The 26066-nt window shown below is 66.4% G+C and carries 21 protein-coding genes; 5 read left to right on the top strand and 16 right to left on the bottom strand.

Features of this window, described 5'->3' with window-relative positions:
• The first annotated feature begins 67 nt into the window (after nucleotides 1-67).
• A complete protein-coding gene (locus O5O53_RS03365; RefSeq protein WP_269509009.1) occupies nucleotides 68-1150 on the top strand; it encodes an HNH endonuclease signature motif containing protein in 1083 nt (360 codons plus the stop codon).
• A gap of 54 nt (nucleotides 1151-1204) precedes the next feature.
• Here O5O53_RS03365 and O5O53_RS03370 read toward each other — a convergent pair whose 3' ends face one another.
• The 6 genes from O5O53_RS03370 to O5O53_RS03395 all read right to left on the bottom strand — a co-directional run bounded on the left by O5O53_RS03370 (nucleotide 1205) and on the right by O5O53_RS03395 (nucleotide 8319).
• The gene (locus O5O53_RS03370; RefSeq protein ID WP_269509011.1) at nucleotides 1205-1924 is read right to left on the bottom strand and encodes a type 1 glutamine amidotransferase; all 720 of its coding nucleotides are present in this window, start codon (nucleotides 1922-1924) and stop codon (nucleotides 1205-1207) included.
• Complete coding sequence (locus O5O53_RS03375; RefSeq protein WP_269509013.1) at nucleotides 1917-3185, bottom strand: Mur ligase family protein; 1269 nt, start codon at nucleotides 3183-3185, stop codon at nucleotides 1917-1919. The genes O5O53_RS03370 and O5O53_RS03375 overlap by 8 nt, the downstream gene beginning before the upstream one ends.
• 10 nt (nucleotides 3186-3195) lie before the next feature.
• Nucleotides 3196-4188, bottom strand: coding sequence for an exonuclease domain-containing protein (locus O5O53_RS03380; RefSeq protein WP_269509015.1), 993 nt, complete (start codon nucleotides 4186-4188; stop codon nucleotides 3196-3198).
• 14 nt (nucleotides 4189-4202) lie between these two features.
• Nucleotides 4203-5420, bottom strand: a complete 1218-nt coding sequence (locus tag O5O53_RS03385; RefSeq protein ID WP_269509017.1) for a hypothetical protein — start codon at nucleotides 5418-5420, stop codon at nucleotides 4203-4205.
• Between the two features lie 54 nt (nucleotides 5421-5474).
• A complete protein-coding gene (gene leuA, locus O5O53_RS03390; protein WP_269509019.1) occupies nucleotides 5475-7286 on the bottom strand; it encodes a 2-isopropylmalate synthase in 1812 nt (603 codons plus the stop codon).
• A gap of 181 nt (nucleotides 7287-7467) precedes the next feature.
• Complete coding sequence (locus tag O5O53_RS03395; protein ID WP_269509021.1) at nucleotides 7468-8319, bottom strand: DMT family transporter; 852 nt, start codon at nucleotides 8317-8319, stop codon at nucleotides 7468-7470.
• 90 nt (nucleotides 8320-8409) lie between these two features.
• On the opposite strand from O5O53_RS03395, the gene O5O53_RS03400 reads away from it, so the two are divergent.
• Together O5O53_RS03400 and O5O53_RS03405 are read left to right on the top strand one after the other, a co-directional pair.
• A complete protein-coding gene (locus O5O53_RS03400) occupies nucleotides 8410-9675 on the top strand; it encodes an aspartate kinase (protein WP_239357539.1) in 1266 nt (421 codons plus the stop codon).
• A 12-nt stretch (nucleotides 9676-9687) separates the two neighbouring features.
• Nucleotides 9688-10713, top strand: coding sequence for an aspartate-semialdehyde dehydrogenase (locus tag O5O53_RS03405; RefSeq protein WP_269509023.1), 1026 nt, complete (start codon nucleotides 9688-9690; stop codon nucleotides 10711-10713).
• A gap of 173 nt (nucleotides 10714-10886) precedes the next feature.
• On the opposite strand, the gene O5O53_RS03410 is transcribed toward O5O53_RS03405, so the two are convergent.
• The 8 genes from O5O53_RS03410 to O5O53_RS03445 form a co-directional block, all read right to left on the bottom strand.
• Nucleotides 10887-12410: a YkvI family membrane protein gene (locus O5O53_RS03410; protein WP_269509025.1), complete on the bottom strand. Its 1524-nt coding sequence runs from the start codon at nucleotides 12408-12410 to the stop codon at nucleotides 10887-10889.
• Nucleotides 12411-12490: 80 nt separating this feature from the next.
• Nucleotides 12491-13042, bottom strand: a complete 552-nt coding sequence (locus O5O53_RS03415) for an RNA polymerase sigma factor (RefSeq protein ID WP_269509027.1) — start codon at nucleotides 13040-13042, stop codon at nucleotides 12491-12493.
• A 7-nt stretch (nucleotides 13043-13049) separates the two neighbouring features.
• Nucleotides 13050-13364: a Na+/H+ antiporter subunit G gene (locus tag O5O53_RS03420; protein WP_269509029.1), complete on the bottom strand. Its 315-nt coding sequence runs from the start codon at nucleotides 13362-13364 to the stop codon at nucleotides 13050-13052.
• Nucleotides 13364-13630 carry a cation:proton antiporter gene (locus tag O5O53_RS03425; RefSeq protein ID WP_181890126.1) on the bottom strand — a complete coding sequence of 89 codons (267 nt, stop codon included), beginning with the start codon at nucleotides 13628-13630 and terminating at the stop codon, nucleotides 13364-13366. Before O5O53_RS03425 ends, O5O53_RS03420 begins: the two co-directional genes overlap by 1 nt.
• Before the next feature lie 3 nt (nucleotides 13631-13633).
• On the bottom strand, nucleotides 13634-14071 hold the full coding sequence (locus O5O53_RS03430) for a monovalent cation/H+ antiporter subunit E (protein ID WP_269509031.1): 438 nt from the start codon (nucleotides 14069-14071) through the stop codon (nucleotides 13634-13636).
• Nucleotides 14071-15618 carry a monovalent cation/H+ antiporter subunit D family protein gene (locus tag O5O53_RS03435; RefSeq protein ID WP_269509034.1) on the bottom strand — a complete coding sequence of 516 codons (1548 nt, stop codon included), beginning with the start codon at nucleotides 15616-15618 and terminating at the stop codon, nucleotides 14071-14073. The genes O5O53_RS03430 and O5O53_RS03435 overlap by 1 nt, the downstream gene beginning before the upstream one ends.
• Nucleotides 15618-16079 carry a sodium:proton antiporter gene (locus O5O53_RS03440; protein WP_181890123.1) on the bottom strand — a complete coding sequence of 154 codons (462 nt, stop codon included), beginning with the start codon at nucleotides 16077-16079 and terminating at the stop codon, nucleotides 15618-15620. Before O5O53_RS03440 ends, O5O53_RS03435 begins: the two co-directional genes overlap by 1 nt.
• A 3-nt stretch (nucleotides 16080-16082) precedes the next feature.
• Nucleotides 16083-18992: a DUF4040 family protein gene (locus O5O53_RS03445; RefSeq protein WP_269509037.1), complete on the bottom strand. Its 2910-nt coding sequence runs from the start codon at nucleotides 18990-18992 to the stop codon at nucleotides 16083-16085.
• A 148-nt stretch (nucleotides 18993-19140) separates the two neighbouring features.
• On the opposite strand from O5O53_RS03445, the gene O5O53_RS03450 reads away from it, so the two are divergent.
• Nucleotides 19141-20529 carry an ABC-2 family transporter permease gene (locus tag O5O53_RS03450; RefSeq protein ID WP_269509039.1) on the top strand — a complete coding sequence of 463 codons (1389 nt, stop codon included), beginning with the start codon at nucleotides 19141-19143 and terminating at the stop codon, nucleotides 20527-20529.
• A 363-nt stretch (nucleotides 20530-20892) separates the two neighbouring features.
• A complete protein-coding gene (locus tag O5O53_RS03455) occupies nucleotides 20893-24123 on the top strand; it encodes an alkaline phosphatase (protein ID WP_269509042.1) in 3231 nt (1076 codons plus the stop codon).
• A gap of 86 nt (nucleotides 24124-24209) precedes the next feature.
• Here the strand turns inward: O5O53_RS03455 and O5O53_RS03460 are convergent, their stop codons facing one another.
• Both O5O53_RS03460 and O5O53_RS03465 read right to left on the bottom strand, forming a co-directional pair.
• Nucleotides 24210-25034 carry a hypothetical protein gene (locus tag O5O53_RS03460; RefSeq protein ID WP_269509044.1) on the bottom strand — a complete coding sequence of 275 codons (825 nt, stop codon included), beginning with the start codon at nucleotides 25032-25034 and terminating at the stop codon, nucleotides 24210-24212.
• A gap of 279 nt (nucleotides 25035-25313) precedes the next feature.
• Nucleotides 25314-26066 (bottom strand): DUF3800 domain-containing protein (locus tag O5O53_RS03465; RefSeq protein WP_269509047.1); only part of this gene is annotated, 753 nt, incomplete at its 5' end.

Below are 26066 nucleotides of genomic sequence, written 5' to 3' on the forward strand. Positions count from 1 at the left end.
TGGCGAGTTATCCACAGATTCTGGTTCGGGGGTTGTGCAGGGTTGCGTGCCGTTTAGTGTTCGTGGCATGAACCCGTTCGACGCGTTTATCGAGGCGATGGCCGCAGCATCCATGGAGACGCTGCGGCACTTCGACCTGTCTGTTGCGCTGGACGCCGGGATGGCACCGGATCGGGCACGCGCGTGGGACGCAATGCAGAAGGTGTACTACGGGCCGACCAAGTTCACCCGGAAGCAAGCCCTGGCGGCGCAGAAGGCCCGCGGGTTCTCTCTGGACGAGCTGGCGCTGATCGAACGCCGCGTCGGAGGCGTGAAAGACGCCGGCGAGCGGTGGCGGCTGCGCCTCGCCTTGCTGGATGTCACCGGCGGGTACCGCGCAATCGAACGCGCCGCACGAGAGCTGGTGCCCCGCGAGGATAACGCGCCGACGAAGAAGCAGGTCGCGTTCTCCGCACCGAAGAATGGGCGGGCGCGCATCACCATCGACACCACCGACCGCAAAGCAGCAGACCTGGAACACCGCCTGAAACAAGGCATCGACGCCACACAGCCGGCCGCACCCCAGATGGAGGAAGCGTTCTGGCGCATCGTCGAAGGCAAAACCGGCGGGGTCGTCGCCGCGGCACCGCGCCCGATCGTGCTGGTGCCGATCACCGAACACGCCCGCATCATGGCGGGCGAAGGCGACGACGTCATCCTCACCTTGACTGACGGCACCACCATGACCGGGGCGGAGTACATGCAGCAAGAGTTCGGCGACACCTTGGAGGTTGCCGCCTTCCACCCGGAGGAAGGGGCGGTGAACCTGTACGACACCGAGCGCTTCGCCAACCAGAAACAACGCGACCTCGCCTGCATGGTCTCACCCGTGTGCGCCTTCCCAGGCTGCAGGCACGGGGCGTTAGGCTCCGAGATCCACCACGTGAACGCCTGGAAACACGGCGGCTACACCAACATGAACAACCTCGTGCCGCTGTGTAAGTACCACAACCGGATCAACGACGACGACCCCTGGCGCAAGAGCCGCGGCCGCATCACCATGATCAGAGGCGCACCCTGGTGGATCTCACCCCGCGGGTACCACCTGAAAAACACCGACCGCGGAGCACTCGACCAACTCTTCGGACCCAGAGGCACACCCCTGCCCTAACAACGCGAAACGCCGCCGCCCAACAACGGACGACGGCGCTCACGCATGCGGTTTTTAGCGCAGGCGCTCCTCGCGCAGCTTGGTCACCGCGTCGAGCTCAAGCGGCTCCAGCTCCGCGAGCGGGATGTCAAGGGCCCGGGCGATGAGCAGGTCCGCCAGCTGCGGGTTGCGGGCGAGCGCCGGGCCGTGCATGTAAGTGGCGATGACGCTGCCCTGCACGACGCCGTCGACTTTTTCGCCGTCGGCGCCGTTGCCCACGCCGCGGGTCACGCGCCCCAGCGCCGACGCATCTGGGCCCAAGACGGTTGCGCCCATGTGGTTCTCAAAGCCGGTCAGTGGCTCGGAAAGCTCGGCGGTGATGCCGGCGCGGGTGGGCTCGGAGGCGAGTTCGCCGGTGGCGCGGCGGGTCAGCGGGGCGGTGGTGACGTCGAGAAGCCCGACGCCCTCGACCTCGTTGCCGTGGGCCCGGAAGGTATGCCCGAGCACCTGCAGGCCCGCGCACACGGCGAAGATGGGCCGGCCGTCGGCGGCCGCGGCCTGCAGCCCAGGGGACGCGCTCAGTCGCGCCGCGGCGAGCAGTTGGGCGGAGTCTTCGCCGCCGCCGAGGGTGTAGAGGTCGTGGGAGGGCGGGACGTCGTCGTGAAGCATGATGCGCTCGACGGACGCCTCGATGCCGCGGCGGCGCGCGCGTTCGCGAAGGACGAGCGCGTTGCCGTCGTCGCCGTAGGTGCCCAGCACGTCGGGCAGGACGAGGCCGATGGTGAGTTTAGGCACGGTAGTCCTCCTCCTTGGTCAGCGCGCGGCGCAGGTTGAGCAGCGCAGTGTAGTTGGCCAGCACCTCGACGCGCCCGGGCGGGCAGGCGCGGATGGCGGCGATCGGGTCGTGGACGACGTCGTGGCCGATGCCGCCGTAGGTCAGGCGCACGGCGAGGTCGGTGGCGCGCTCGCCTGCGGCGACGACGTGGGTGTCGCCGAAGTCTTCGAACTTGACGTCCCAGAGCCAGGAGACGTCCTCGCCGTCGCCCTGTTGCGCGTTGACGGCGATGACCACGCCGTCGGCGTCGCGGTCGACCATGGACAGCGCCTCTTGCCAGCCGGCGGGGTTCTTCGCCAGGAGGAGGTGGACGTCGTGGTCGCCGAGGTGGACGGTGGTGTAGCGGCCGGCGACGTTGTCCACGTCGGCGGCGGCGCGCACGGCGGCATCGAGGGGGACGCCGAACGCTTCGACGGCGGCGGCGATGGCTTGGGCGGCGTTGCCTCGGTTGGCGCGGCCGGGGAGTTTGAGCTCAAGCTTTGCGACGCCCTCCGGTCCCACCAACGTTTCCCCCTCAACCCGGTACTTGGGGGTGGGGCGGCGGAATTCGCGGCCGTCGGGGAGCGGTTCGACGGCGTACCAGTCGTCGTCCTCGCGCACGACGTGCCCGCCGGAGCGGGGGTTGGTCACGGAGTCGCCGGTCCAGCCGGCGCCGGCGGATACCCAGACGACGTTGGGGTGGTCGTAGGCGATGGAGGTGATCAGCACGTCGTCGCAGTTGGCGACGACGGTGGCGTCCGGGTGGGCCATGACGGCGGCGCGCAGGGCGCGTTCGATGGAGTTGATTTCGCCGACGCGGTCGAGCTGGTCGCGGGTGAGGTTGAGCAGCACGAACGCTGCCGGCTGCAGGCGCTCGGCGACTTTGGGCACGTGTAGCTCGTCGCACTCGAGCACGATCGCGTCGGCGTCTTTGCCGGCGAGGAGGGCGGAGATGATGCCGGCGTCCATGTTGTCGCCGCCGTCGTTGGTGGCCACGGTGTGCTTGGCGCCGACCGCGCCGGCGAGCATGCGGGTGGTGGTGGATTTGCCGTTGGTGCCGGTGACGAGGACGGTCGGGCGGCCGCCGCCGAGGGAGGCCATGATGTTCGGGTCGATCGCCGCGGCGACGAGGCCGCCGATCATGCCGCCGGCGCCGCGGCCGGTGGCCCGCGAGGCGGCCGTTGCCAGGTTGGCGGCGGTGGCGGCTACCGCGGTGCGGAAGCGGGAGATGGGTTCTTGCATGCGGACAAGGCTACTCCGCGGATTCCATCTGTCCGACTAGCCGCGCGAATTCTTCGCCGGAGACGATGGGGATGTCTTTGCGGTGGGCGTGCATGGCTTTGCCTCGCAGGTCGGCGCCGCGTTGAATGGCGTCGGTGACGGTGACGGACGTTTCGCGGGTGACTTTTTCGCGGTAGGTCAGGCCGGCGCGCACGCCGGCGTCGATGAGCTCGTCGGGGTTGAGGGCGATGTCGTCGGAGACGACGAATTCCATGCCGCGCAAAAGTCCGCCTTTGCCGAGGTGGCCGGGGTTCGCGCTGACTGCGGGGGCTTTTTCCGCATCCACGCGTATCGACGAGCGCTGCAACCCGAACGCGTCCGGCGCCAGGTCCTCGGGGTTGAGCTCGACCAGCCCGCCGGGGGCGAGCTGCAGGTACATGGCGACGAGTTTCAGGGTTTGGCCGCGCGAGAAGTCGGCTTCGGCCTCGCCGATGCGCTCGGTGGAGGCGGTCGGCGGGGTAGACGCCACGCCGACGAGGTTGGCAACGGCGTTGATGCGGGTGTCCACCGGGATGTGGCCCTGCCTGCGCGCACTAGCCAAAAGGTCCACGATCGCAGTTGGCTTAGGGACGTGGCCGACCCTCTGGCGGCGCCTGTTGCCGCGGCCGCGGCGCGAACGGTTCGCCCGGGCCGCGGCGTTCATGGCGCGGCGCGCCTCGGAGACGAGGAAACCCCAGGTGGTGGGGGAGTCGTGGGTGACGAGCACGCGGCCGTCGAGAAGCTTGTCCAGCGTGCGCAAAAAGCGGGAGAAGCGCGGGGCCTGGGCGAAGTCGTGCGGGGTCAGACCGTGGGTGTGGGCGGGGCCGGGGTCGGTGCCGGGGTTGACCACGGCGTGGAACTCCTCGCCCACGCGCCCGGCGGCGTCGAACGTGACCGCGTCGATGGTGAGCAGGCGCCCCGTCGACGGGTGAATCCCCGTGGCCTGGGTAAACAGCGCCACGTAGGGGTAATCGTTCTCAGTCATCGTTCCAACGTAGCTTACGGCTCGGCCACCTCGTACAGCGGCTGATCCAGCCTGGTGTTGGAGCGCACCTTCAGCCCGCCGATGTTGTACTCGTACGGCTGCTGCTGCGGCGCGGGATCCGGGGCAGGCGCGGGAGCCGGTGCGGGGGCGGGAGCGGGCGCTGGCGCCGGGGCCGGTGTGGGGGCCTGCTGCTGCGGCACCGGTGCCGGGGCTGGCGCGGGCGCGGGGGCCGGGGCCTGCTCCTGCGGGGCAGGGGCGGGCTGCTGGACCTCCACCACGGGCTCCGGGGCCTTTTCCGGCAGCTCGGTGCTGAACTGGGAGGGCGAGGGTTCGGTGGATTCCTCGGTCGGCTCGGTGGAGGGCTGTGTCGAGGGCTCTGCCGAGCTGCTCGGCTGCGAGACCTCCACGGTTTCCTGGTACGCCGAGGTGGAGTCGCGCTCCAGGCTGGACGGCGAGCTCATCACCACGGTGCCCACGCCAGCCAGCACGAGCGCCGCGACGGCCGCGGCGGCGGCGATCAACGGGCCGCGGGACTTGCCCGGCTCGCGCACGGACTCTGCCGGGCGCTCCTCCGTGTCCGCGGCAAGGGCTGCGGCCTCCGCGTCCACGGTGGCGAAGAAGTTCGTGCCCGGGTGCGCGACTTCCACCTCGCGCACGATCGGCGGCAGCGGGGAGATCGGGATGTCATCGGTCGGGATCGGGCCGGCGATCACGGCCAGCGACGTGCCAGCCTCCACCGCGGTGGTGTAGCCGCGCGCCACGGCGATCAGCCCGCGGTCCTCCAGGCGCCGCAGCGTCGGGGTCAGCGCCTCGCCGGCGGCCGGGTCCAGCTCGCCGATGATGTCGCCGTCGACGCACAGCACGATCTCGCCGGCGTCGTCGAAGCCCATCGACACCAGCACCTGCGCCGGCGCCTCCACCGGCAATGAACCGCGCAAATCCGCCACGTAGCGCTCGCCTGCTGGCAGCAGCGCCCACGGCTCGCGCGGTGGGGTGTTCACCGGCAGCACCTGGCCGGCCGGCGGCAGCACAATTGCCCCGCCATCTGCGGCCACCACCGGGGTCACACCAGACGACGCCAGCTGGGCTAGCTCCGCGTCCTCCACCGAACCGACGACCTCGCCGTCCACCACGACGTCGAGGTCCGGGGTGAGGGTGGCCGAAGGAACGTCGATAGGCAAATGCTCCACGGGGAGGCGACGGGGGCCCGAAGGCACCTCGTACATGGCCATCGCGAACCTCCCGCTGAAATGTGTGGTTAAGTCACGCAAGTATAGCGCGCGGGCCTAGTTCGCGGCAGTCGAACGGTTCACCGCGGAGACGATCGCCTCCAGCGACGCGCGCGTGGTCGACCCGGCGATACCCACGCCCCACGCCGAGGTGCCGTCGACGTCCGCGTGGATGTAGCAGACCGCGTCCGCGTCGTCGCCCGCGCTGCGGGCGCGCTGCGAGTAGTCTTGCACCTCGAAGTCGATGCCGACCTGCTCCAGCGCGTTCGCAAACGCCGCGATCGGGCCGTTGCCGGTGCCCGCGACCTCGCGGGAGGCGCCCTCGTAGACCACCGTGGCCTCCACGCGGGTGTCTTCGCCCTCCTCCTCGGCGGCGTCGATGCGGTAGTGCGCCAGCTCCAGCGGGGAGTCCAGGTCCAGGTAGGTGGTGGCGAAGACGTCCCACATGTTCTTGGAGTTGACCTCGCCGCCTTCGGAGTCGGTGATGTTTTGCACGATCGCGGAAAACTCCGGCTGCATCGCGCGCGGCATGTTGATGCCGTGGTCCGTCTTCATGATGTAGGCCACGCCACCCTTGCCGGACTGCGAGTTCACGCGGATCACGGCCTCGTAGGTGCGGCCGACGTCCTTCGGGTCGATGGGCAGGTACGGCACCTCCCAGGTGGTCTCGCGCAGCTCTTCCCAGGTGACGTCGGAGCTCGTTGCTTCTGGACGCACATTCTGTGCCAGCGCATCCAACCCTTTGTTGATCGCGTCCTGGTGCGAGCCGGAGAACGCGGTGAAGACCAGGTCGCCGCCGTAGGGGTGGCGCTCCGGCACACGCAGCTGGTTGCAGTACTCGACCACTTCGCGGATGCGGGTGATGTCGGAGAAGTCGATCTGCGGGTCCACTCCCTGGGTGAGCATGTTCAGCCCCAGCGTGACCAGGTCGACGTTGCCGGTGCGCTCGCCGTTGCCGAACAGGCAGCCCTCGATGCGGTCGCCGCCGGCCAGGTAGCCCAGCTCGGCGGCCGCGACACCGGTGCCGCGGTCGTTGTGCGGGTGCAGGGAGATGATGATGGACTCGCGGTTTTCCAGGTTGCGGTGCATCCACTCGATGGAGTCCGCGTAGACGTTCGGCGTGATCATCTCGACCGTGGACGGCAGGTTGATGATCATCGGGTTCTCCGGCTTCGGCCCCATCACGTCCACGACGGCGTCGCAGACTTCCTTGGCAAAGTCCAGCTCGGTGCCGGTGAAGGACTCCGGCGAGTACTCCCAGCGCCAGTTGGTGTCCGGGTAGTCCGCGGCGATGGTCTTGATCAGCTCCGCGGCGTCGGTGGCCAGCTTCTTAATCGCGTCGCGGTCCTTGCGGAAGACCACGCGGCGCTGCAGCTTCGAGGTGGAGTTGTAGAAGTGCACGATGACGTTCTTCGCGCCGGCGCACGCCTCGAAGGTGCGGCGGATCAGGTGCTCGCGCGCCTGCACGAGGACCTGGATGGTCACGTCGTCGGGGATCATGTCCTTTTCGATGATCTCGCGCACGAAGTCGAAGTCCGTCTGGGAGGCGGATGGGAAGCCGACCTCGATCTCCTTGAAGCCCATCTCCACCAGCAGGTTGAACATGCGGCGCTTGCGCTCGGGGCTCATCGGGTCGATCAGCGCCTGGTTGCCGTCGCGCAGGTCCACGGCGCACCACTGCGGCGCGCGGGTGATTTTCTTGTCGGGCCAGGTGCGGTCCGGCAGTTGGATGTCTTCGACCTCTTCGGCGAAGGTGAGGTAGCGGTCCACCGGCATCTGCGAGCCGCGCTGCTTGTTCCATGCGGGCTGGCCGTCGTAACGCGGGCCGGAAGGGGTCTGGATCTCGCGGGGTGCGAAAAAGTCGGTCATTGGAGTTCTCCTTTTGTTGGGGGTGTGTTCCACGGCCGGCCAACAGAAACTCCGCGACGGGGTGCCGGCCGTGTTAGTTGGCCTGATTCCCGCCGCGGCGTAGAAGGAGAAGCGCCCTGTGCGACATGTGGCACACCTTACATCAGGCGGGCGGTGTCGCGCGGGATTTATATCCATCCAGTCACCGGATGCTCACCCGCGTGAGCATTGCGGCGGCCACGAGCATCACGCCTATCGACGTCCCGACGGCCGCCCACCCCAGCACCGAATCCACGCGGAAGGATTCGCCGAGCACAAGCAGGCCCAGGGAGAACGCGACGAGCGGCTCGATGATCTTCGACGCCGGCAGCGAGGTGGCCAGCCTGCCCGCGGCGAAGGCGTACTGCTGCACGACCGTGCCGGCCGTGGCCGCGGCCAGCATCGCCCACAACTGCCACGTGGCGAGCAGGCCGGTCACGCCGCCGTGGACGAAGCCGTCCACCGCCACCTTGGAAAACACGGCTTGGTAGCCGTACATGGCGCCGCAGGCGGAGCCGAAGATGAGGGCTTTGCCGGCGGGGGGACGTCGAGAAGCAATGGCGTACGAGGCCGCAATGATGGCCACCGCGGTGCCCACGACCGCCCACCACTCCCAGGCGGCGGGGTCGCGCTCGCCGGGCAGCGGGCGGCCGAGCACGACCACCCCGCCCACAGACGCGGTGAGCAGCACCGCCCAAAACGCCTCCGTGGTGTGCATGTGGCGCTTGTCCGCCCACGCCGAAAACAGCAGCGTGAGCATCAGCGACAGCGCCAGGATCGGCTGCACCACCAGCAGCGACCCGAACGCCAGCGCCGCGGCCTGGAAGCCGTACGCCAGAAACGCGATGCCCATCGACGCCCACCACGCCGGCCGCTTCAGGGACTCCAGGGGCGAGTCGTTGTTCTCCCCCTCGGGGGCGCCCGCGCGCATGATGCGGTGGCGCCACACGGTCCCCGCCGCCATGGTCGCGGCCGAGATCAGTGCGAACGCGACGGCGAGAAAATTGTTGTGCACAGTGAATGATATTAACGCGGGTGGCTGAATCGGCAGTTTTGGGACGCTATTCTTGACCGTTGGAATGCACGCAGATCCGCGGAGGTACGAATGGCACTGATCGTTCAGAAATACGGGGGATCCTCCCTGGAAAGCGCGGAGCGGATCAAGGCCGTGGCCCAGCGGATCGTGGACACGCGCCGCGCCGGCAACGACGTCGTGGTGGTCTGCTCCGCCATGGGCGACACCACCGACGAACTGCTCGACCTCGCCGCAGAGGTCAACCCCACCCCGCCCGCGCGCGAAATGGACATGCTGCTCACCGCCGGCGAGCGCATCTCCAACTCGCTGGTGGCCATGGCGGTGCACGCGCTGGGGGAGAAGGTGCAGTCCTTCACCGGCTCCCAGGCCGGCGTGATCACCACCGAACGCCACGGCAACGCCCGCATCCTGGAAGTCACCCCGGGGCGCGTGCAGGAGGCTGTGGACGAAGGCAACATCGCCATCGTCGCCGGCTTCCAGGGCGTCAACCGCGAAACCAAGGACGTGACCACCCTCGGCCGCGGCGGCTCCGACACCACCGCCGTCGCCCTGGCCGCGGCGATGAACGCCGACGAATGCGAGATCTACTCCGACGTCGACGGCGTCTACACCGCCGACCCGCGAATCGTGCCGGACGCCCGCAAGCTGGACACCCTCTGCTTCGAGGAGATGCTCGAGCTCGCCGCGTCCGGGTCGAAGATCCTGGTGTTGCGCAGCGTGGAGTACGCCCGCGCGTTCAACGTGCCCATGCGGGTGCGCTCGTCTTACAGCACAGATACCGGCACCCTGGTCGCCGGAGCATTGGAGGATATCCCCATGGAAGAAGCAGTACTTTCCGGCGTGGCCACCGACGACTCGGAAGCCAAGATCACCATCCTGGGCATCAAGGACGAGGTCGGCGAGGCCGCCAAGGTCTTCCGCGAGCTCGCCGACGGCGAAGTCAACATCGACATGGTGATCCAGAACATCTCCAGCGCCGAAGACAACAAGACCGACATCACCTTCACCCTGCCCAAGGCCGACGGCGCGCGCACCATGGAGAAGCTGCGCGAGCTGCAAGCCGCCGAGGGCTGGGACGATCTGAGCTACGACGACGAGATCGGCAAGGTCTCGCTCGTCGGCGCGGGCATGAAGTCCCACCCGGGGGTCACCGCAGACTTCTGCGACGCGCTGCGCGATGCCGGCATCAACATCGAGATGATCACCACCTCCGAGATCCGCATCACCGCCGTGGTGCGCCAGGCGGACGTGGCCGAGGCCGCGCGCGCGATCCACACCAAGTTCGACCTCGGCGGCGACGAGCCGGCCGTGGTCTACGCAGGCACCGGACGTTAGAAGGAGTTTTCAATGACCACTCTCGCAGTCGTCGGCGCCACCGGCCAGGTCGGCCGCGTGATGCGCGACATCCTCACCGAGCGCAACTTCCCGGCCGACAAGGTCCGTTTCTTCGCCTCCCCGCGCTCCGCGGGCACCGTACTGGAGTTCTGCGGCGAGGACATCACCGTCGAGGACCTCACCCAGGTCACCGAAGAGTCCGTCAAAGACGTGGACATCGCCCTGTTTTCCGCCGGCGGCGCGACCTCGCGCGAGTGGGCGCCGGTGTTCGCCGCCGCGGGCGCGACCGTCGTGGACAACTCCTCGGCGTGGCGCAAGGACCCGGACGTCCCGCTGATCGTCACCGAGGTCAACCCGGAGGCGGCGCGCGAGCTGCCCAAGGGCATCATCGCCAACCCGAACTGCACCACGATGGCGGCGATGCCGGTGCTCAAGCCGCTTCACGACGCCTTCGGTCTAACCACCCTCCGCGTCGCCTCCTACCAGGCAGTTTCCGGCTCGGGGCTCGCTGGCGTCGAGGCGCTGGCCACCCAGGTTGAGGCGCTGGGGGATCCGCGCGGGCTGGTCCGGGAAGACGTCGAAAAGCCTAGCGACCTCGGGCCCTACGTCGAGCCCATCGCGTACAACGCGCTGCCGTTTGCGGGTTCGCTTGTCGACGACGGCTCCGCCGAAACCGACGAAGAGCAGAAACTGCGCAACGAATCGCGCAAGATCCTGGGTATCCCGGAGCTGAAGGTGGCCGGCACCTGCGTGCGCGTGCCGGTGTTCACCGGCCACACGATGGTGGTGCACGCCGAGTTCTCCGAGGCCGTCACCCCGCAGCAGGCGGAGGAGATCCTGGCGGGCGCGCCGGGCGTGAAAGTGGTGGACGTGCCAACGCCTCGCGCCGCCACCGGCATCGACGAGTCCCTGGTGGGCCGCATCCGCCAGGACCAGAGCGTCGACGGCGGACGCGGGCTCGTGCTCGTCATCGCCAGCGACAACCTGCGCAAGGGCGCGGCGCTGAACACCATCCAGATCGCCGAGCTGCTGGTCTAGCGCCGGGTGGCGGGGCGGAATAGTTCACTCGCGGCGCCTCGGTCGCTGAATTACCCCGCAGCCGCGCGCCGAATAATTCACTACGCGCAGGTCGCGAAAACCCCCGTGCAAGATCGTTCACTATCTCGTGAACTTTCCCGCACAGGGGTTGTTTTTGCTTCGACGTTGGGGCGCTACAGCTTGGTGGAGCCGTTGTCCTTCGCGGAGACTGCGGTCGAGCCGCCGGTTTCCTCCGCGGCATCCTCGTCCTCTTCGTCCGCGTTGGCGTCGCCGCCCAGGCTGTTGTCCGGCCCGGCTGCGGCCTCCTCAGCCTCTTCGGCGGCGATCATGTCGTCGACGGTGTGGTCGTTCCACGGCTCGTCGGGGTTGCGGCGGTACTCATCGGCGGAGACGGGGTCGGTGTAGGAGACGTAGACCACGTCGGAGGGGTTCTCGCGGTCGTCTTCCTCGAACTCGCTCTCATCGTCGTCGAGCAGCTCCTGGGCGACCTCTTCCTCGAGGGCCTCGGACAGCTCCTCGGAGTCCACGTTGGACTTGGAGGTGAGGTACTCGAGCTCGCGCTCGTCGTTCTTGGTGAAGCGCTCGGCCGGGTCCATCTTCTTGCGGGTCAGCTCAAGGGCGCGGCGGCGGCGGTCGCCTTCCTTGCGCAGCTTGGGGATGCCGCGGACCCACGCGATGGTCATCACGAGGATGAGCAGCAGGCCCAGGTAGCCCAGGATCGGGTAGACGGTGGAGACCAGCTGCTGGAAGCCCACGAACGACAGCACGAAGCCGATCAGGCAGGCGGAGATGAAGATGACGCGGAACTTGTCTTCGCGGCCGCGGGCGAGGCGCTTGCCTAGGGCGAAGAACATGCCCAGGGAGGTGGCGAAGATCATGCCGAAGATGACCAGCGACATGATCAGGCCCATGGTGGGGTTGATGTCGGTGATCAGGGTCAGAAGCGGCATGTCCTGGCCTTCGACGGTCTCGATCTTGACCAGCAGCGCCAGCGCCAGCATCATGAGCATGACCAAGTAGCCGATGCCGCCGAACAGCCCGCCGAGGCCGGCTGCGCGGGTGTCCAGCTGGTTGCCGCCGATGACCAGCGCCATGGACACCACGCACATGACGTTCAGGCCGGTGTAGTTCAGCGCGGAGATCCACCAGTTGGGCAGGGAGGTATCCACCTGCGCCGCCGCGGCGTTCAGCGCGTCCCAGTCCGGGTGGGCGTTGATCAGGGTCCAGCCGCAGCCGAAGATGACAAAGATCAGCAAAAACGGGGTGAGCGCGCCGATGGCGCCGGTGACCTTGTCCACATCCAGCATGCCGAAGCCGATGGTGGCGGCGAGCATGAGCACCGCGCCGATCCACACTGGGATGCCGAATTGCTGGTTCAGGTTGGCGCCGGCACCGGCGAACATGACAAAGCCGATGGAGAACAGGGTGACAATGGTGGCGATGTCCAGGATCCAGCCCATCACCTTCGAGGAGATGGAGCCGAGGACTTCCATGTGCTCTTTGGCTTGGAAGAAGGAGCCGAGCTGGAGGATGGTCACGCCGGCGATGAGCATCAGCGCGGAGCCTAAGACTGCGCCCCAGATGCCTTGGGTGCCGAAGGCGGAGAAGTACAGCATCGCTTCCTGGCCGGATGCGAAGCCTGCGCCGACGACGGTGCCGATGAAGGCGAATGAAATTAGTAGTGCGTTTTTCAGCATGAAAAAACTCCGGGAGTTGTTTAGCAAAACCTTTTACAAACTTATGCGAATTTCTCCCGGTTGGCACCTTTGCATGCGCTTTACGACGATCCTTCGGCCGTGCCCGCCACCAGATCCCGCCGGGCGCGGGCCACCCGGGAGCGAATAGTGCCGACGCGCACGCCGGCGATGCGGGCGGCTTCTTCGTAGGTGTAGCCCATCACTTGCGTGAGTACGAGGGCTTCGCGGCGTTCGGGCGGCAGCTCGTCGAGAAGCGAGCGCGCGTCGATGACGTCGCCCCAGGTGTTGGGGTTGTCGGGGCTGGGGTTGGCGGCGGCGACGTCTTCGTATTCGGCGGCGGATTTGCGGGGCCGTGCCATGTCGTGGCGAACGGAGTCCACCCAGGCGCGGCGCGCGAGCGACAGCAGCCAGGTGCGCGCGCTGGAGCGGGCTTGGAAGCGCGGAAGCGACCCGAGGACGCGCAGGTAGGTCTCTTGCGTGAGGTCGTCGGCGTGTTGGGGTCCGGCGAGGTGGGCGAGTAGGCGCCACACGTCGTTTTGGGTGAGCCGGATGAATTCGGTGAGCGCGTGTTTGTCGCCACGGCCGGCGCGCAGTGCCAGGTCCGTGACGTACGCGTCGTCGCTAGTGCTCACAAGCCCATTAGGTGGTTTTGTCCGAGACGGTGACGCCGTACAGGGAGCGGCCCATGACGAACGACGCGACGGAGCCGACGATCCACACCGCGGCGATGGCCAAAATGGCGCGGATGAAGTCGTTGAGGTCGAAGCCGGTGGTGGACCAGGAGTGGATCAGCTTGGCCACGATGAGGATGGGAAACGCGATCACGACCAGCGGTCCGAGCACGTTCACGCGGGTCAGGGCGTCGGGGGCGCGCAGCTGCAGGATGGTGGTGGCGACCACGCAGATGGTGGCCAGGACAACCAGCACGGCGACGATGATTTCGGCGATGGTCATTAGCGGCGTCCTCTCGAGATGATGCGTGCCATGGAGATCGTCGGGATCACGCCGCACACCAGGCCGGCGAGCAGCGGGATCTCGTACGCGATGGCAGACGAATTGAACAGCGTCCACACGAGGAAGATGGCGATCATGGAGTAGAAGATCACATCCGCCATCACGGCGCGGGAGAGCTCGTCTTTGGTCAGGATCACCGCACCCAGCGCGATGAGCAGGCTGACGGCCATGATGATCAGGCAGATCTGCATGATGGTGGTGAACATGGCTTAATCCATCCTTTCGGCCGGCGGCACGTTGTCGCCGTTTGTGTCCGGGCCGTGGTCGACGTAGGGCTCCCAGGCGACGGTTGCCGGGTCGATGGGGCTCTTGCTTAGCGACGGCCGAAGGTGTTCCTCCATATCCGCCAAACCCGCGATGACATCTTCCGGGTCGGAGCCGAACGCCGCCTGCACCAGCAGGATGATCGGCCCGTTGTCGGCGACGGGGTGGCGCAGCCCCATGGACAGCGTGCCCGGCGTTGCGGTGATCGAGGTGGTGAACCAGAACACGTCCCAGTCCGTGTTCACGCGCAGCGGGTAGTAGATCACGATGGGGTCGAACTTCGCCGCCGGGTTGAACGCCTTGGCGACGGCATCGAAGCCGGCCACGAAGATCTCTTTGGCAAGCCAGACGGCGTACTTCACGCCGTGGAAGAAGCCTCGCATTAGTTCTCGCCTCCATTGGTTTCGGCGCCGAAGGTGTCGCCGGGTGCGGGGACGCCGATGGGGTCGTCGCCGAGCACGGCGGTGGTGTAGGCGTCAACGTCGAGCAGGTCGTCGACGGCGTTGGTGGTGATGTCCCACATGTGGCCGGCGAAGATGAACATGCACAGCGACATGACCATCAGTACTGCGGACGGCAGCATGAAGCTGGCGCGGACGTTGAGCGCCTCGGGGTAGTTCTGCATCGGCCGGCCCCAGAACACGCGCTGCCACATGCGCATCATGGACAAAAGCGCGCCGAAGGATGCGATGATGATGGCGGTGATGGCGACCCAGGAGCGCCAGTCCCCGGCGGAGGCTGCCGCGAGCACGACGGTGACCTTGCCGAAGATGCCGGAAAACGGCGGGAAGCCCACGATGGAAAACGCGCCGGCGACGAAGACTGCGGACGTCCACGGGTCGCGCCGGGCGATGCCGGAGAGTTTCGCCATGGTGCCGGTGCCGTAGGTTTCCTCGATCGCGCCGGAGTTCAGCACGAGCGCGGCGATGGTGATCATGTGGTGCAGGGTGTAGAGCAGGCCGGCGGCGAGCGCGTAGCGTGCGTCGTCGTTAGTGAATGCGAGCATGATCAGGATGAACGGCATGCCGTTGACCATCTGGTAGGCCAGCACGCGGCGCATGGTGGCCTCGGCCAGGCCGGCGTAGCCGCCGATGATCATGGAGATGACCATGACCACGATGAGCAGCGTGTTCCAGCGCGGGTCCATGTCGAACATGATCACCCAGATGCGGAAGAGCATGTACACGGCCACCTTGGTGTGCAGGCCGGAGAACAGGCCCATCACGGCTGCGGAGGTGGACGGGTAGGTGCGCGGCAGCCAGGTGTAGACGGGGAATACGCCGGCCTTCGCGGCGATGGCGATGACGACGATGCCGGTGGCCACCGTCGCCGGGCCGCCGCCCGCGGCCACGCCTTGCAGCGAGGCGAGGTTCACCGCGCCGGTCACAGCGTAGAGGTAGCCCACGCCGAGCACGAGCATCGTCGACGCCGCCAGGTTGACCAGCACGAACATGCGCGCGGACAGCAGGCGGTGGCGGGTGCCCGTCATGGCGATCAGGCCGTAGGACGGCAGGAGGCACACCTCGATCATGACGAAGAAGTTGAATAGGTCGGCCGTCAGCAGCGCGCCGGAGACACCGGTGACGAGCACGAGCGAGAGCGGCACGTAGAACCGCGACTGGGTCTCGCCGACGACGATGGCGAACCAGTTGGACGTCAGCGCCACGATCATGGTGGTCACGATCATCACCGCGGAGAACGTGTCGGCGGCGAACGAGATGCCCACGCCGCCCTGGTACAGGCCGATGACGTGGCTGATAGTGCCGTGGTCGCGCGTGTAGCCGTAGAACCACACGCCCATACCTAAGTTGATGGCGGGGATGAGGATCGCCAAAGCGTCGTTGAGCCACTTCCAGGGGCTTAGGGCCGTGACCGCGGAGACGATCAGCGGCAGCGCCACAAATACGGGCAGGATTGCGTCTACGGCCATTAGTCGGTCACCCTCAGGCTTTCGTTGTCAACGTGGCTGATCTCGCGTGCGCGGATCTCCTCCAGCTTCTTCTGGTTTAGCCGGGCGTTGCGGCCGGCGGTGGACAGGGCCGAGGGGCTCAGCCGCATCTTGGAGTAGCCGGCGTCGGTGCCGGTGGGCTGCTCCGCGGTGTCGTCGTTACGCCCCAGCGCGGACAGCATCAGCAGGATCGTCGTGGTGGCCATCGCGATCACGACGGCGGTGAGCACGAATGCCTGGGGCAGTGGATCCGCCATGTCCTCGAACGGCACACGCGACGGGAAGGCTTCCCCGCGCCATGCGCCGACGCCTGTGGCGAGCAGGGTGAGGTTGGTGGCGTGGCCGAACAGGGACATGCCGAAGATCACCCGCACGAGGCCGCGCTGCAGAACCAGGTACACCGATCCCGCGACCAGGACTGCGATGGTAAGTGCCATGACCATGGGTTAGTGCTCCTTCGTGATAACCGGTTGCGGGTCGTGTGCCGGGTTGATCGGCTCCGGGTGCGCGTCCACGGGGTTTTCGGGCGCCAGCGGGGCCGGGATGCTCGGCAGCGGGTTGTCTTCTTCGTCGCGCGAGTAGTCCAGGTCCGACAGGTCCATGCCGGGGCGCAGGTAGCCGCCGAGCGCGTTGATCGCGGCGGTGACCATGCCGAGCACGGCGAGGTAGATGCCGAAGTCGAAGATCAGCGAGGTGGTCATGTGCTCGCCAGCGATCTCGCCGTGGATGGCGTACATGAACCCGCCCTCGATGAAGCCGAGGAAGCCGGAGGAAATGGCGATGATGATGCCCCAGCCGGTCAGGCGGATCGGGGTGAAGTTCTTCACCACGTCCGCGTCCGCGCCGCGGGACAGGTAGTTGATGGCGAACGCCGTGGCCATCACAAGCGCTGCGACGAAGCCGCCGCCGGGGGCGGTGTGGCCGCGGAAAAAGATCAGCACGGACAGCACCACCAGCACCGGTGCGACCAGGGCCGCGGCCTTGCGCAGCGGGATGGAGTTGAGCTGGGACTGGCCGAAGGGGCGTGGGCGGGTGCCGGCCTCGAACAGGTGGCGCGGCATGGAGCTGACCACTGCGGCGATGACCACTGCGGCCATGCCGAGGACGGACAGCTCGCCCAAGGTATCGAAGCCACGGAACTCGACGATGATCACGGCGACGATGTTGTCGGCGCCGGTGACGTCGCCGCCTTCGGTGAGGTACCACTCGGCCAGTTCGGAGCGGCCGCGGCGGCCGGTCAGGCCGTAGACGCCGAAGAAGGTGACCACGCCCGCGATCAGGGCGAAGATGGAGGCAAGAGCCTTGCGACGAGCCTTCGTCTCCGGGAACATCCGCGGCTGGTAGCGAAGCACCACCAGGATGACCACCACGGTCAGCGACTCGACCAGGAACTGCGTCATGGCCACGTCCGGGGCGCCCAGCAGGAACATCTGCAGGGTCATGCCCACGCCGACGGTGCCGAGCAGCACAGCGGAGGCAAGACGGGAGCGGGTGAACACCATGCCCAGCACGGACATCGCGATGATGGCGAACGGGATGAGGTCCCACCACACGTCCAGGCCCTCGGCGCGCGGGGCCGGGGTGACGCCGTCGATGCCGTCGGTCAGGCCGATCACGCACAGGCCCATCGCGGTGACGGACGCCAGCAGCGGGAAGAGGTGGCGCGACGGGTTGAAGCCGTCGGCCAGCGAGCCGAGCTGTTTGCCCAGGTTGGACAGGCTGCGGGTGAGCCAGGCCAGGACCTCGGTGCCGTCTGCGGGCAGAAGGTCCTTGTTGCCCAGTGCTGCGAAGACGCGCTTGCGGAAGAACACCACGAACACCACGCCGGCGACCAAAACTGCCAGGGACACAAGGAACGGCGGGGTGACGCCGTGCCAGAGTGCGAGGTGGGTGGTGAAGCTGTCGTCGCCCGTCACGGCCCGCACGCCTGCGGAGACGGGGTTGTCCACCCAGAACAGCAGGAACGGCAGGACCGCAGAGGTCAGGCCGGGCAGCGCGGCGGGCAGCCAGAGGGCGGTGGGGGCTTCGTGGACGTCGGGGAGGTCCTTTGGTCCGTCGATAAATGCGCCGAAGACGATCTTCGCCGAGTACACGAAGGTGAGGAACGCGGCGATGCCGGCCACCGTGAGCAGGAGCGCGCCGTGGGAGGATTCGTGGAAGGCGTCCAGGATGGATTCCTTGGACACGAAGCCGAACAGCGGCGGGATCGCGGCCATGGATGCGGCGGCGACGATGGTGGAGGCGAACGTGAACGGCATCTTGTTGTAGATGGGGCCCAGGCGGCGCATATCGCGCGTGCCAGCCTCGTGGTCCACCACGCCGATGAGCATGAACAGCGAGGACTTAAACAGCGCGTGGGCGAGTGTGTGCGTCAGCGCCGCGGCCAGCGCGACCGGGGTGCCGATGCCGATCGCGGCGACGATCCAGCCCAGGTGGGAGACCGTGGAGTAGGCGGTGAGGTGCTTCAAGTCTGTCTTGGTGATCGCGAACAGCGCGGACATCAGCGCGGTGAACAGGCCGGCGATGACCAGCAGGTAGTTCCACGCGGCGACGTCGGAGAAGATGGTGGAAAAGCGCACCAGCAGGTAGATGCCGGCCTTGACCACGGCCGCGGCGTGCAGGAACGCGGACACCGGTGTGGCAGCGGCCATGGCCTCGGGCAGCCAGAAGTGGAAGGGGAACTGCGCGGCCTTGGTGAACGCGGAAAACGCGATGAGCAGCGCGACTACGACGGTGACGCGGTTGTCGCCCCACACATTTGCCGCGAGGATGTCCTGCAGGCGCGTCGTGCCGGTCTGCGCGGAGGCCACGGCCAGGCCAGCCAGCAGCGTCAGGCCGCCGAAGAAGGTGAGGATCAGGGTGCGGTAAGACCCGGCCTCGCCGGAGGAGCCGGAGCGCGCGATGAGCAGGAACGACGCGATGGAGACGAGCTCCCAGGCGATGAACAGCAGCACGGCATCGTCGGCAAGCACGAGCAACAGCACCGACAGAGTAAACGCCGTCATGATGGTGTAGAAGCTGGTGTTGCCGTCGCGCTCGGGCAGGTACGCGGCGGAGTACAAAAAGACCACGCCGCCGATGACCAGCGCCAAAAGCGCGAAGAAGATACCCAGCCCGTCCGCGCGCAGCGCGAAGTCCACGGAGGTGCCCGTGCCCATCACGTCGCGCGCCCACTCCTTGGACCATTCAAGGTTCGTACCGCGGGAGACTTCTGTGAACTTAGAGCCGAGCACGGCCGCGGCGGCGAAGAGTATCGCCGCGAGCGGGTACCCGGCCTTCTTGTCCATGACTCGCACGAGGATCGGTGAGAGCACCACCGTCGCTGCGACGAGCCCGATGACAAGGGGAAGTGTCATGGTGAACCCATTTCATTCCATGGTTTTGGCAAGAACCCTTACGACAGTATCAAGGCTGCCGACACGGTTCTAACGGTGCGCAGTTCGGGCGATGTGCTGGCGGTGCGCCTCCCGCAGCAAGTTGGGCGCGAGTGCTAAGAACAATGCCATGAAATCGGGCAACGCGTGGCGGTTGGTGTGTGCGCTTCTGGCGCTGGTTGTCGGGGTGTTTTTGCCCATGAATCCGGCCGAAACGTGGACGAACGCGGGGCGCGATGCTGAGGTTTCGGGCGCCCCGCAGGTCGGCCCGGACAATCTTGGCGATGCGCGCCGCGCCGCCGGTGAAGCCGGGCAGCAGGCGAAGGTGCTCAAGGAGGGCGCCGGCCAGCTCGCCGCGGGCATCGGTGAGGCGCAGGGGCAAACTCAGCAGCTTATCGACGCCCTCGCGGCCGCCCAGTCCGGCTCCCAGCAACTCGCCGACGGCATGGTCGAGCTCCAGGCTGGCACCGGCCAGTTGGGCGCGGGCGCGACGCAGCTGGCGGATTCCATCGGCGAGGTCGTCGGCCAGGTGTCCGGGTTTGAGGCGGTGCGCGGCCAGGTGGTCGCTGCCATCGACCGCTCCATGGAGGAGCTCAAGGGCGCGAAGGACCCGGAGGCGGTCAATGCCCGCGAGTCGCTAAAGGACCTGCGCGCCCAGGCGGAGACCGCCCAGCTGCCGCCGGATGTGGTAGCGAAGATGAACCAGCTTCGCGACGGCTCCCGCGACCTGGCCAATCAACTCGCCGTCCCCGGCTACGGCTTCCACGACGGTATATATACAGCCACCAACGGCTCCGCCGAGTTGGCCGCGGGCCTGCGCGAGCTGCAGGCGCAGACCGGGCAAGCCACCGGCGGCATCGACGAGCTGGTTTCCGGCGTGGAAAAGATCAACCAGATGGCGGGCATGAACGCCGACAAGGTTGGCGCGGTGCGCGCGGCCCTGCCGGTGCCGGCGGTCGCGCCGGGTGCCGCAGAGTCTGGGCCGGCCGGGTCCACGTTGGCTCCGGTGGCGGCGATGCTGCTCGCCGCCATGGCCGTGCTCGGCGGCACCGCACTGGCGGCGGCGGCGTGGTTCGCATCCCGCGGCCGCTGGTGGATCCTGGGCGCCGGTTCCGTGGTTTTGGCCGCCGCGGGCACCATCTTGGCCGGGGTGATCGGATCCGGGTTTGGCGCGCAGGAATACGGGGTTGCGTTTGTAGGTCTGCTGCTGGGCACACTCGCCAGCGCGGGCCTGGCTTCCGTGTTAAGTCGAGCATTCGGCACTGGGGTTGGTCTTGGCGCAGCTGGCGTGCTTGCGCTGGTGCAGGCCGGGCTCGTCGGCTGGGTGTGGCGCACCGCGACCACCGCGCAGGTTGATTCTGTGTGGGTGGCGTTGTCGCAAGCAGCGCCGATGCACTGGGCGTCGACAGCGGTGTCCGCAGCGGGCAACGGCGGCGACTACCGCGGCATCGTCTCGGCGGTGTTGCTGTCCGCTCTGCTTGCGGTGGCGGGCCTGGTTGGGGCACGGGGTCGTCGTTAAGCAAACGCTTAGGTAGACAGCAGTTTCTCCGATCCCTAAAATGTGATGTTAACTGTCACCTCTCTGTTGGAACGTGGTGACACCCGCGCTAGCCCGCGCGAAAAAAGACGGCTCCCGGAGCGATCCGGGGGCCGTTTTTTGCATTGAAGGTCCGGTTGCTGGGGGAGTAGTTAAACCCCTCGTGATGAAAAAGCGCCGCTAATTGAACACCGATTTCACTTACCTACAGCACATATAGGGCCCGGGAGCTGCGATGATGCGGACGTAACCTGAAATTAACCTGAATGTAGCCTCCTGTACGCAACCTGAGAGTAGCTTGCGCCGTGGTTACAAAAACCATCCCTCTTACCTCAAGGAAGTCTTATGCGTTTCTCCTCCAAGGCAGTGGCAGCTGTCGTCAGCGTCTCCGCGCTGGCACTGGCGAACCTGCCGGTTTCTCTCGCTCAGTCCGCGGAGCAGGCGTTCAACGGCAAGGACACCTGCATCACCATTGATTCCGAAGGCAACGTCGTCGCGCCGCAGCCGGGCGACTGCACCCAGTTTGGCAAGGGTGGCCAGGGCAACTCCGACGCTCAGGCCCGTAACGTCATCTTCATCCTGGGCGACGGCATGGGCCACCAGGAGATCACCGCGGCGCGCAACTACCTCAAGGGCGCGAACGGCCGCTTCGAGGGCCTCGACGAGCTCACCGCGTCCGGCGCGTACACCACCTTCGCCGTGGGCAAGGACGGCAAGCGCCAGTACGTGACCGACTCCGCCGCGTCCGCGACCGGCTGGTCCACGGGCGGAAAGACCTACAACGGCGCGCTGTCCGTGGACATTACGGGCAAGCCGCACGAGAACCTCTTGGAGATGGCCAAGAACGCCGGCATGCGCACCGGCAACGTCTCCACCGCGGAGATCCAGGATGCGACTCCGGGCGCGATGCACTCGCACATTTCCAAGCGCGGCTACTACGCACCGTCCGGCGAGGCGAAGCCGGTCAAGGGTGCTGAAGCTCGTGAAAACGGCGGTCTCGGCTCCATCTCCGAGCAGATCATCGATACCCGCGCCGACGTCACCCTGGGCGGCGGCCGCAAGTACTTCGACGCTGAGGTGCTTGAGGGCGGCGAGAACCGCAACCCGTTCCTGACCGAAAAGAACGACGGCGGCGCCGACTGGGAGGCCGGCAAGTCGGTCCGTGAGAATGCGATTGCCAAGGGCTACCAGGTTGTCGACGACAAGCAGGGCCTCGAGGGCATCACCGTCGCAAACCAGGACCAGCCGGTGCTCGGTCTGTTCCACGACAAAAACATGACCCGCAAGTTTGAGCAGACCGTGCCGGTGAAGTCCGATGGCACCACCGAGCCCGAGGTCTGCAAGGAAGCGGATCGCGGCGACGAGCCGTCCGCAGCTGAAATGACGAAGAAGGCCATCGAGCTTCTCGACGACCCGTCGGCGGACAAGGGCTTCTTCCTGCAGGTCGAATCCGCATCCATCGACAAGGCGGACCACGCGGCCGACGCCTGCGGAATGATCGGCGAGACCGATCAGATCGACGAAGTGATCAAGGAAGCCCTGGACTTTGCCAAGAAGGACAAGGACACCCTGATCGTGGTCACCGCCGACCACGCGCACACCGCCGAGATCATTCCGGACGGCCGCCCGTCTGTGTCCGCCGTGACCCGCCTGCAGTCCCCGAAGGACGGCGGTGCGGTCATGTCCGTCGGTTTCGGCACCCAGCCGTGGCTGGATGAGGAGGGCAACCCGGTCTTTGACAAGAAGGCAAACGGCGACCCGTTCGACACCCCGAACTTCTCCATGATGCACACTGGCACCCAGGTACGCATCGCCGGCTACGGCCCGGGCTCCGAGAACGTCAACGGCCAGATCGACCAGACCGACGCGTTCTACGTCATGGCCAACGCGCTCGGCCTCAACGGCGGCACCGACGGCGGCCAGAAGCCGTGGAAGATCAATAAGGACAACAAGGTCGTATCCCTGGCCAACCGGTCGAAGGCCAAGTCGGGCGACGAGCTGTGCTACCTCGTCGCCGCCGGCGAAGCTCCGAAGGTGGGCGACTGCGCCCAGTTTGGCAAGGACGGCCAGGGCATCGACAACGCCAAGGCGAAGAACGTCGTGGTCCTGATCGGCGACGGCACCGGCGACTCCGAGATCACCGCAGCCCGCAACTACCTGAAGGGCTCCGCTGGCCGCTTCGAGGGCCTGGACAACCTGGACTACACCGGGTACCTGACCACTTTCTCCCTGGATAAGGAGACCGGCCTGCCAAACTACGTGGCAGACTCCGCCGCCACCGGCACCGCGTGGAACTCCGGCGTGAAGACCTACAACGGCGCCATCGGTGTGGACAACGCCGGTAAGCCGGTCGCCACCATGGGTGAGCTGGCCAAGGCCCGCGGGATGAAGATCGGCAACGTCTCCACCGCCGAGATCCAGGACGCTACCCCGGCTGCCTTCGCCGCGCACGCGCTCGACCGCTCCTACTACGCACCGTCCGGCGACAAGAAGGTGGCCAAGGGCGAGCAGCTGCGTGAAAACGGCGGCTTGGGCTCCATCTCGGAGCAGATCGTGGACCTGCGTGCCGACGTCACCCTCGGCGGCGGCAGCAAGTACTTCGACACCGAGGTCGTTCAGGGCGGCAAGTGGAACGCCAGCGGCAACACCTGGACCGCCGGCAAGTCGGTGTTGGACAACGCGAAGGACAACGGCTACCAGGTGGTGACCAACGCGTCTGAGCTCGAGGCCATCGCTGAGGCCAACTCCGACAAGCCGGTGCTGGGCCTGTTCTCCGAGGGCAACATGCCGCGCGTGCTCAACCAGTCCATCCCGACGACCGACGGCGGCGACCTGCAGCCGGCGACCTGTGTGGCCAACCCGGAGTTCACCGAGGAGACCCCGCGACTGGGCGCGATGACCTCCAAGGCACTCGAGCTGCTGCGCAACGACAACGGCTTCTTGCTCCAGGTCGAGTCCGCGTCCCCGGACAAGGCCGACCACCAGGCGGACGCCTGCGGCCTGATCGGTGAGGTCGGCCAGCTGGACGAGGCCGTCCAGGCCGTGCAGAAGTGGGTCGAAGAGACCGGCGAGGAGACCCTCATCGTCGCCACCGCCGACCACGCCCACACCGCACAGATCACCTACGACAACGCCAACACTGCCGGCCGCGTGACCCAGCTGACCACGGTGGATGGCTCCACCATGGCGGTCAACTTCGCCACCTCCAAGACCAACGAGGACGAGGACGCCCTTGGCGGCCAGCAGCACACCGGCGCGCAGCTGCGCGTCGCGGCGTCCGGCCCGGGTGCGGCGAACGTGACCGGCCAGATCGACCAGACTGACCTGTTCTTCCTGGTCAACAACGCCCTCGGCATCGAGAGCATCAACCACGGTCTCACCTTCGACACCACGATGACGCCGGTTGAGGCCCAGCCGGAGGGCGACTCCGAGGGCTCTGCGCAGGGCTCCTCGATTACCAGCCCGTTGCTGATCGCGGTGCTGTCCATCTCGGGCATCATCGGCCTGCTATCGCTCATCGCGCTGCTCTTCCCGTTCCCGGTCGATGAGGTGCTCGGCCCGATCGCGAAGCGCTAGACGCCTCCCGCCTATCGACGCCATATCCCGCCCACCCCGCAATGCTCAGGGGTGGGCGGGATATGTCGTTGACGCGACTGTAGGGACTACATGCGAGGCATGTTCATGCCGGGCACGTTGATGCCCAGCATCGGCAACGCCGCAACGATGCCAGCCAGCGCCAGCAGGGCAGCGATCACGCCGCCGACGATGGCGGCGACATTCGGGGTGTCCTTCATGTCGCCCTTATCGGACGAGCCCTTGTCACCCGGCTTCATGCCATCCTTATCGCCCGGCTTCATGCCGTTCATGCCGTCCATGCCCGGCTTGGTCTTATCCAGCGCGATGGGGGCGGTGGGGTAGTCCATTTCCTTCACGTCGCCCTTGGCACAGGAGGCGGCGGCTGCGGCGTTAGCTACGTCGATAAGCTGCTGGTTCATGAAGAGCATGCCGCTGGGGGTTGCGGACCATGCCTCGTAGAGCTCGGTGCCCTCGGTGAACGGGGCCTCAGCCATCGGGGTGGTGGAGGGGCCGACCTTCCACGCGTCCACGTCGACGTCCTCGAGGGTGGTGACGGTGGTCGGTTCGGTCTCGTCGAGCATCTGCATTGCATCGGTGTACGGCTTGACCAGATCGGCCGGCAGGATCTTGGAGTAGTCCGGCGCCTCGCCCTTGAGGTCGGACTCGTTGGCGGCCATGACACCTGGGTAGACCGTCTCCACAGCGGCGACGAAATCGCGGGCGCGCTCGTGCTCGCCGATCTGCTTGGACTCGTCGAAGGTGCCCATGATGAACTCCTTCTCCATATCGGTGAGGGTGACTGCGCAGTTGCCGTCTGCGTCCTTCTCGCTGACGGTGGCGGCGTGGGCCGGGGCGGCGACGGTGCCGAGGGCGATCGCGCAGGCGGCGGCGCTGGTGATGATGCGTTTCATGTAGGCCTCCTTGAGGTGTTGGTGTGTACTCGAAGCGGTACGTTCATCAGTGTGATGGGGGCCATGTTGCGAGAGCGTTAACGGGAGGGGTGGGACGAAAAAGAGTGGTCCCCGCATCCCACTTAAGGAATGGAAGACCACTCACGTTTGTCATGCGCAACGATTCATGCGCTATCCGGTACTGCGAACTCAATCCCAGCCGGTCCGAGAGGTGGTGGGCAATTAGCCCAATTCCCTCGGACAGTTAATTATAGGGTGGCGCGAGCCAAAGTCAATGAGTTATTTCTCCCGCATGGTCACAATGTTGACTTTGCCCTGCTGAATATCGTCAAAACTATCCAATTCCAGCGCACGGCGAAGGCGAGCTGCAACTCGAGCCTTCGGGGTGTTGCGTCGAGCTGGATCCATTCTTCCGTGTCGGCGCTCATACGCTATTGAGCTAGCAACAATATCGGCTAGCTGCAGGAAATCGCTTGCTTCAGAATTGAAGTCGTAGGCCTCCAGCACGCATCGGCTTCCTAAGGCACGGTTAACATCGCTTTTCACGGTTTGTGCTACTGATTCCCCGCGGGGAGTCTGAACGAGATCGACGAAGACGTTTACAAGTTCTCCGCGATTGATATTTCCGCGAATCAACCTTGATGCCATGGTTGCTTGCTGTTCCCATGTGTCCTTGTCGGGATGGAAAGAACCTGTGGAGTCATAAACGGAGCCGCCAACGCGTACATCGGCTGCGGCTAGAAGTTCGACAAGATCAAAGTAGAAGTTGACCTTGTTGTTTTTGATATCGGCGAAGTGGATCTCTTGGTGGAATTTGTGGGCTTGGCGCAGGTGGCGGATCTCTCTGTCGAGAAGCTGGAGATCTCTAACCTTTACGAAACCAACTACGAAGAAGCCGCCCGAAGAATTCGGGTTAAGGGTCAAAAAGTGTGTCCAGAATCGCGGATTTTTAGGGATTGACCTGTAGGTTTCAGGAAAGTATATGCTTCCGGGGCATATATCTGGGTCTCGAGCGTTCAATCCTCGGTGTGG

The sequence above is a fragment of the Corynebacterium faecium genome (assembly GCF_027257105.1).
Lineage (GTDB): Bacteria > Actinomycetota > Actinomycetes > Mycobacteriales > Mycobacteriaceae > Corynebacterium > Corynebacterium lehmanniae.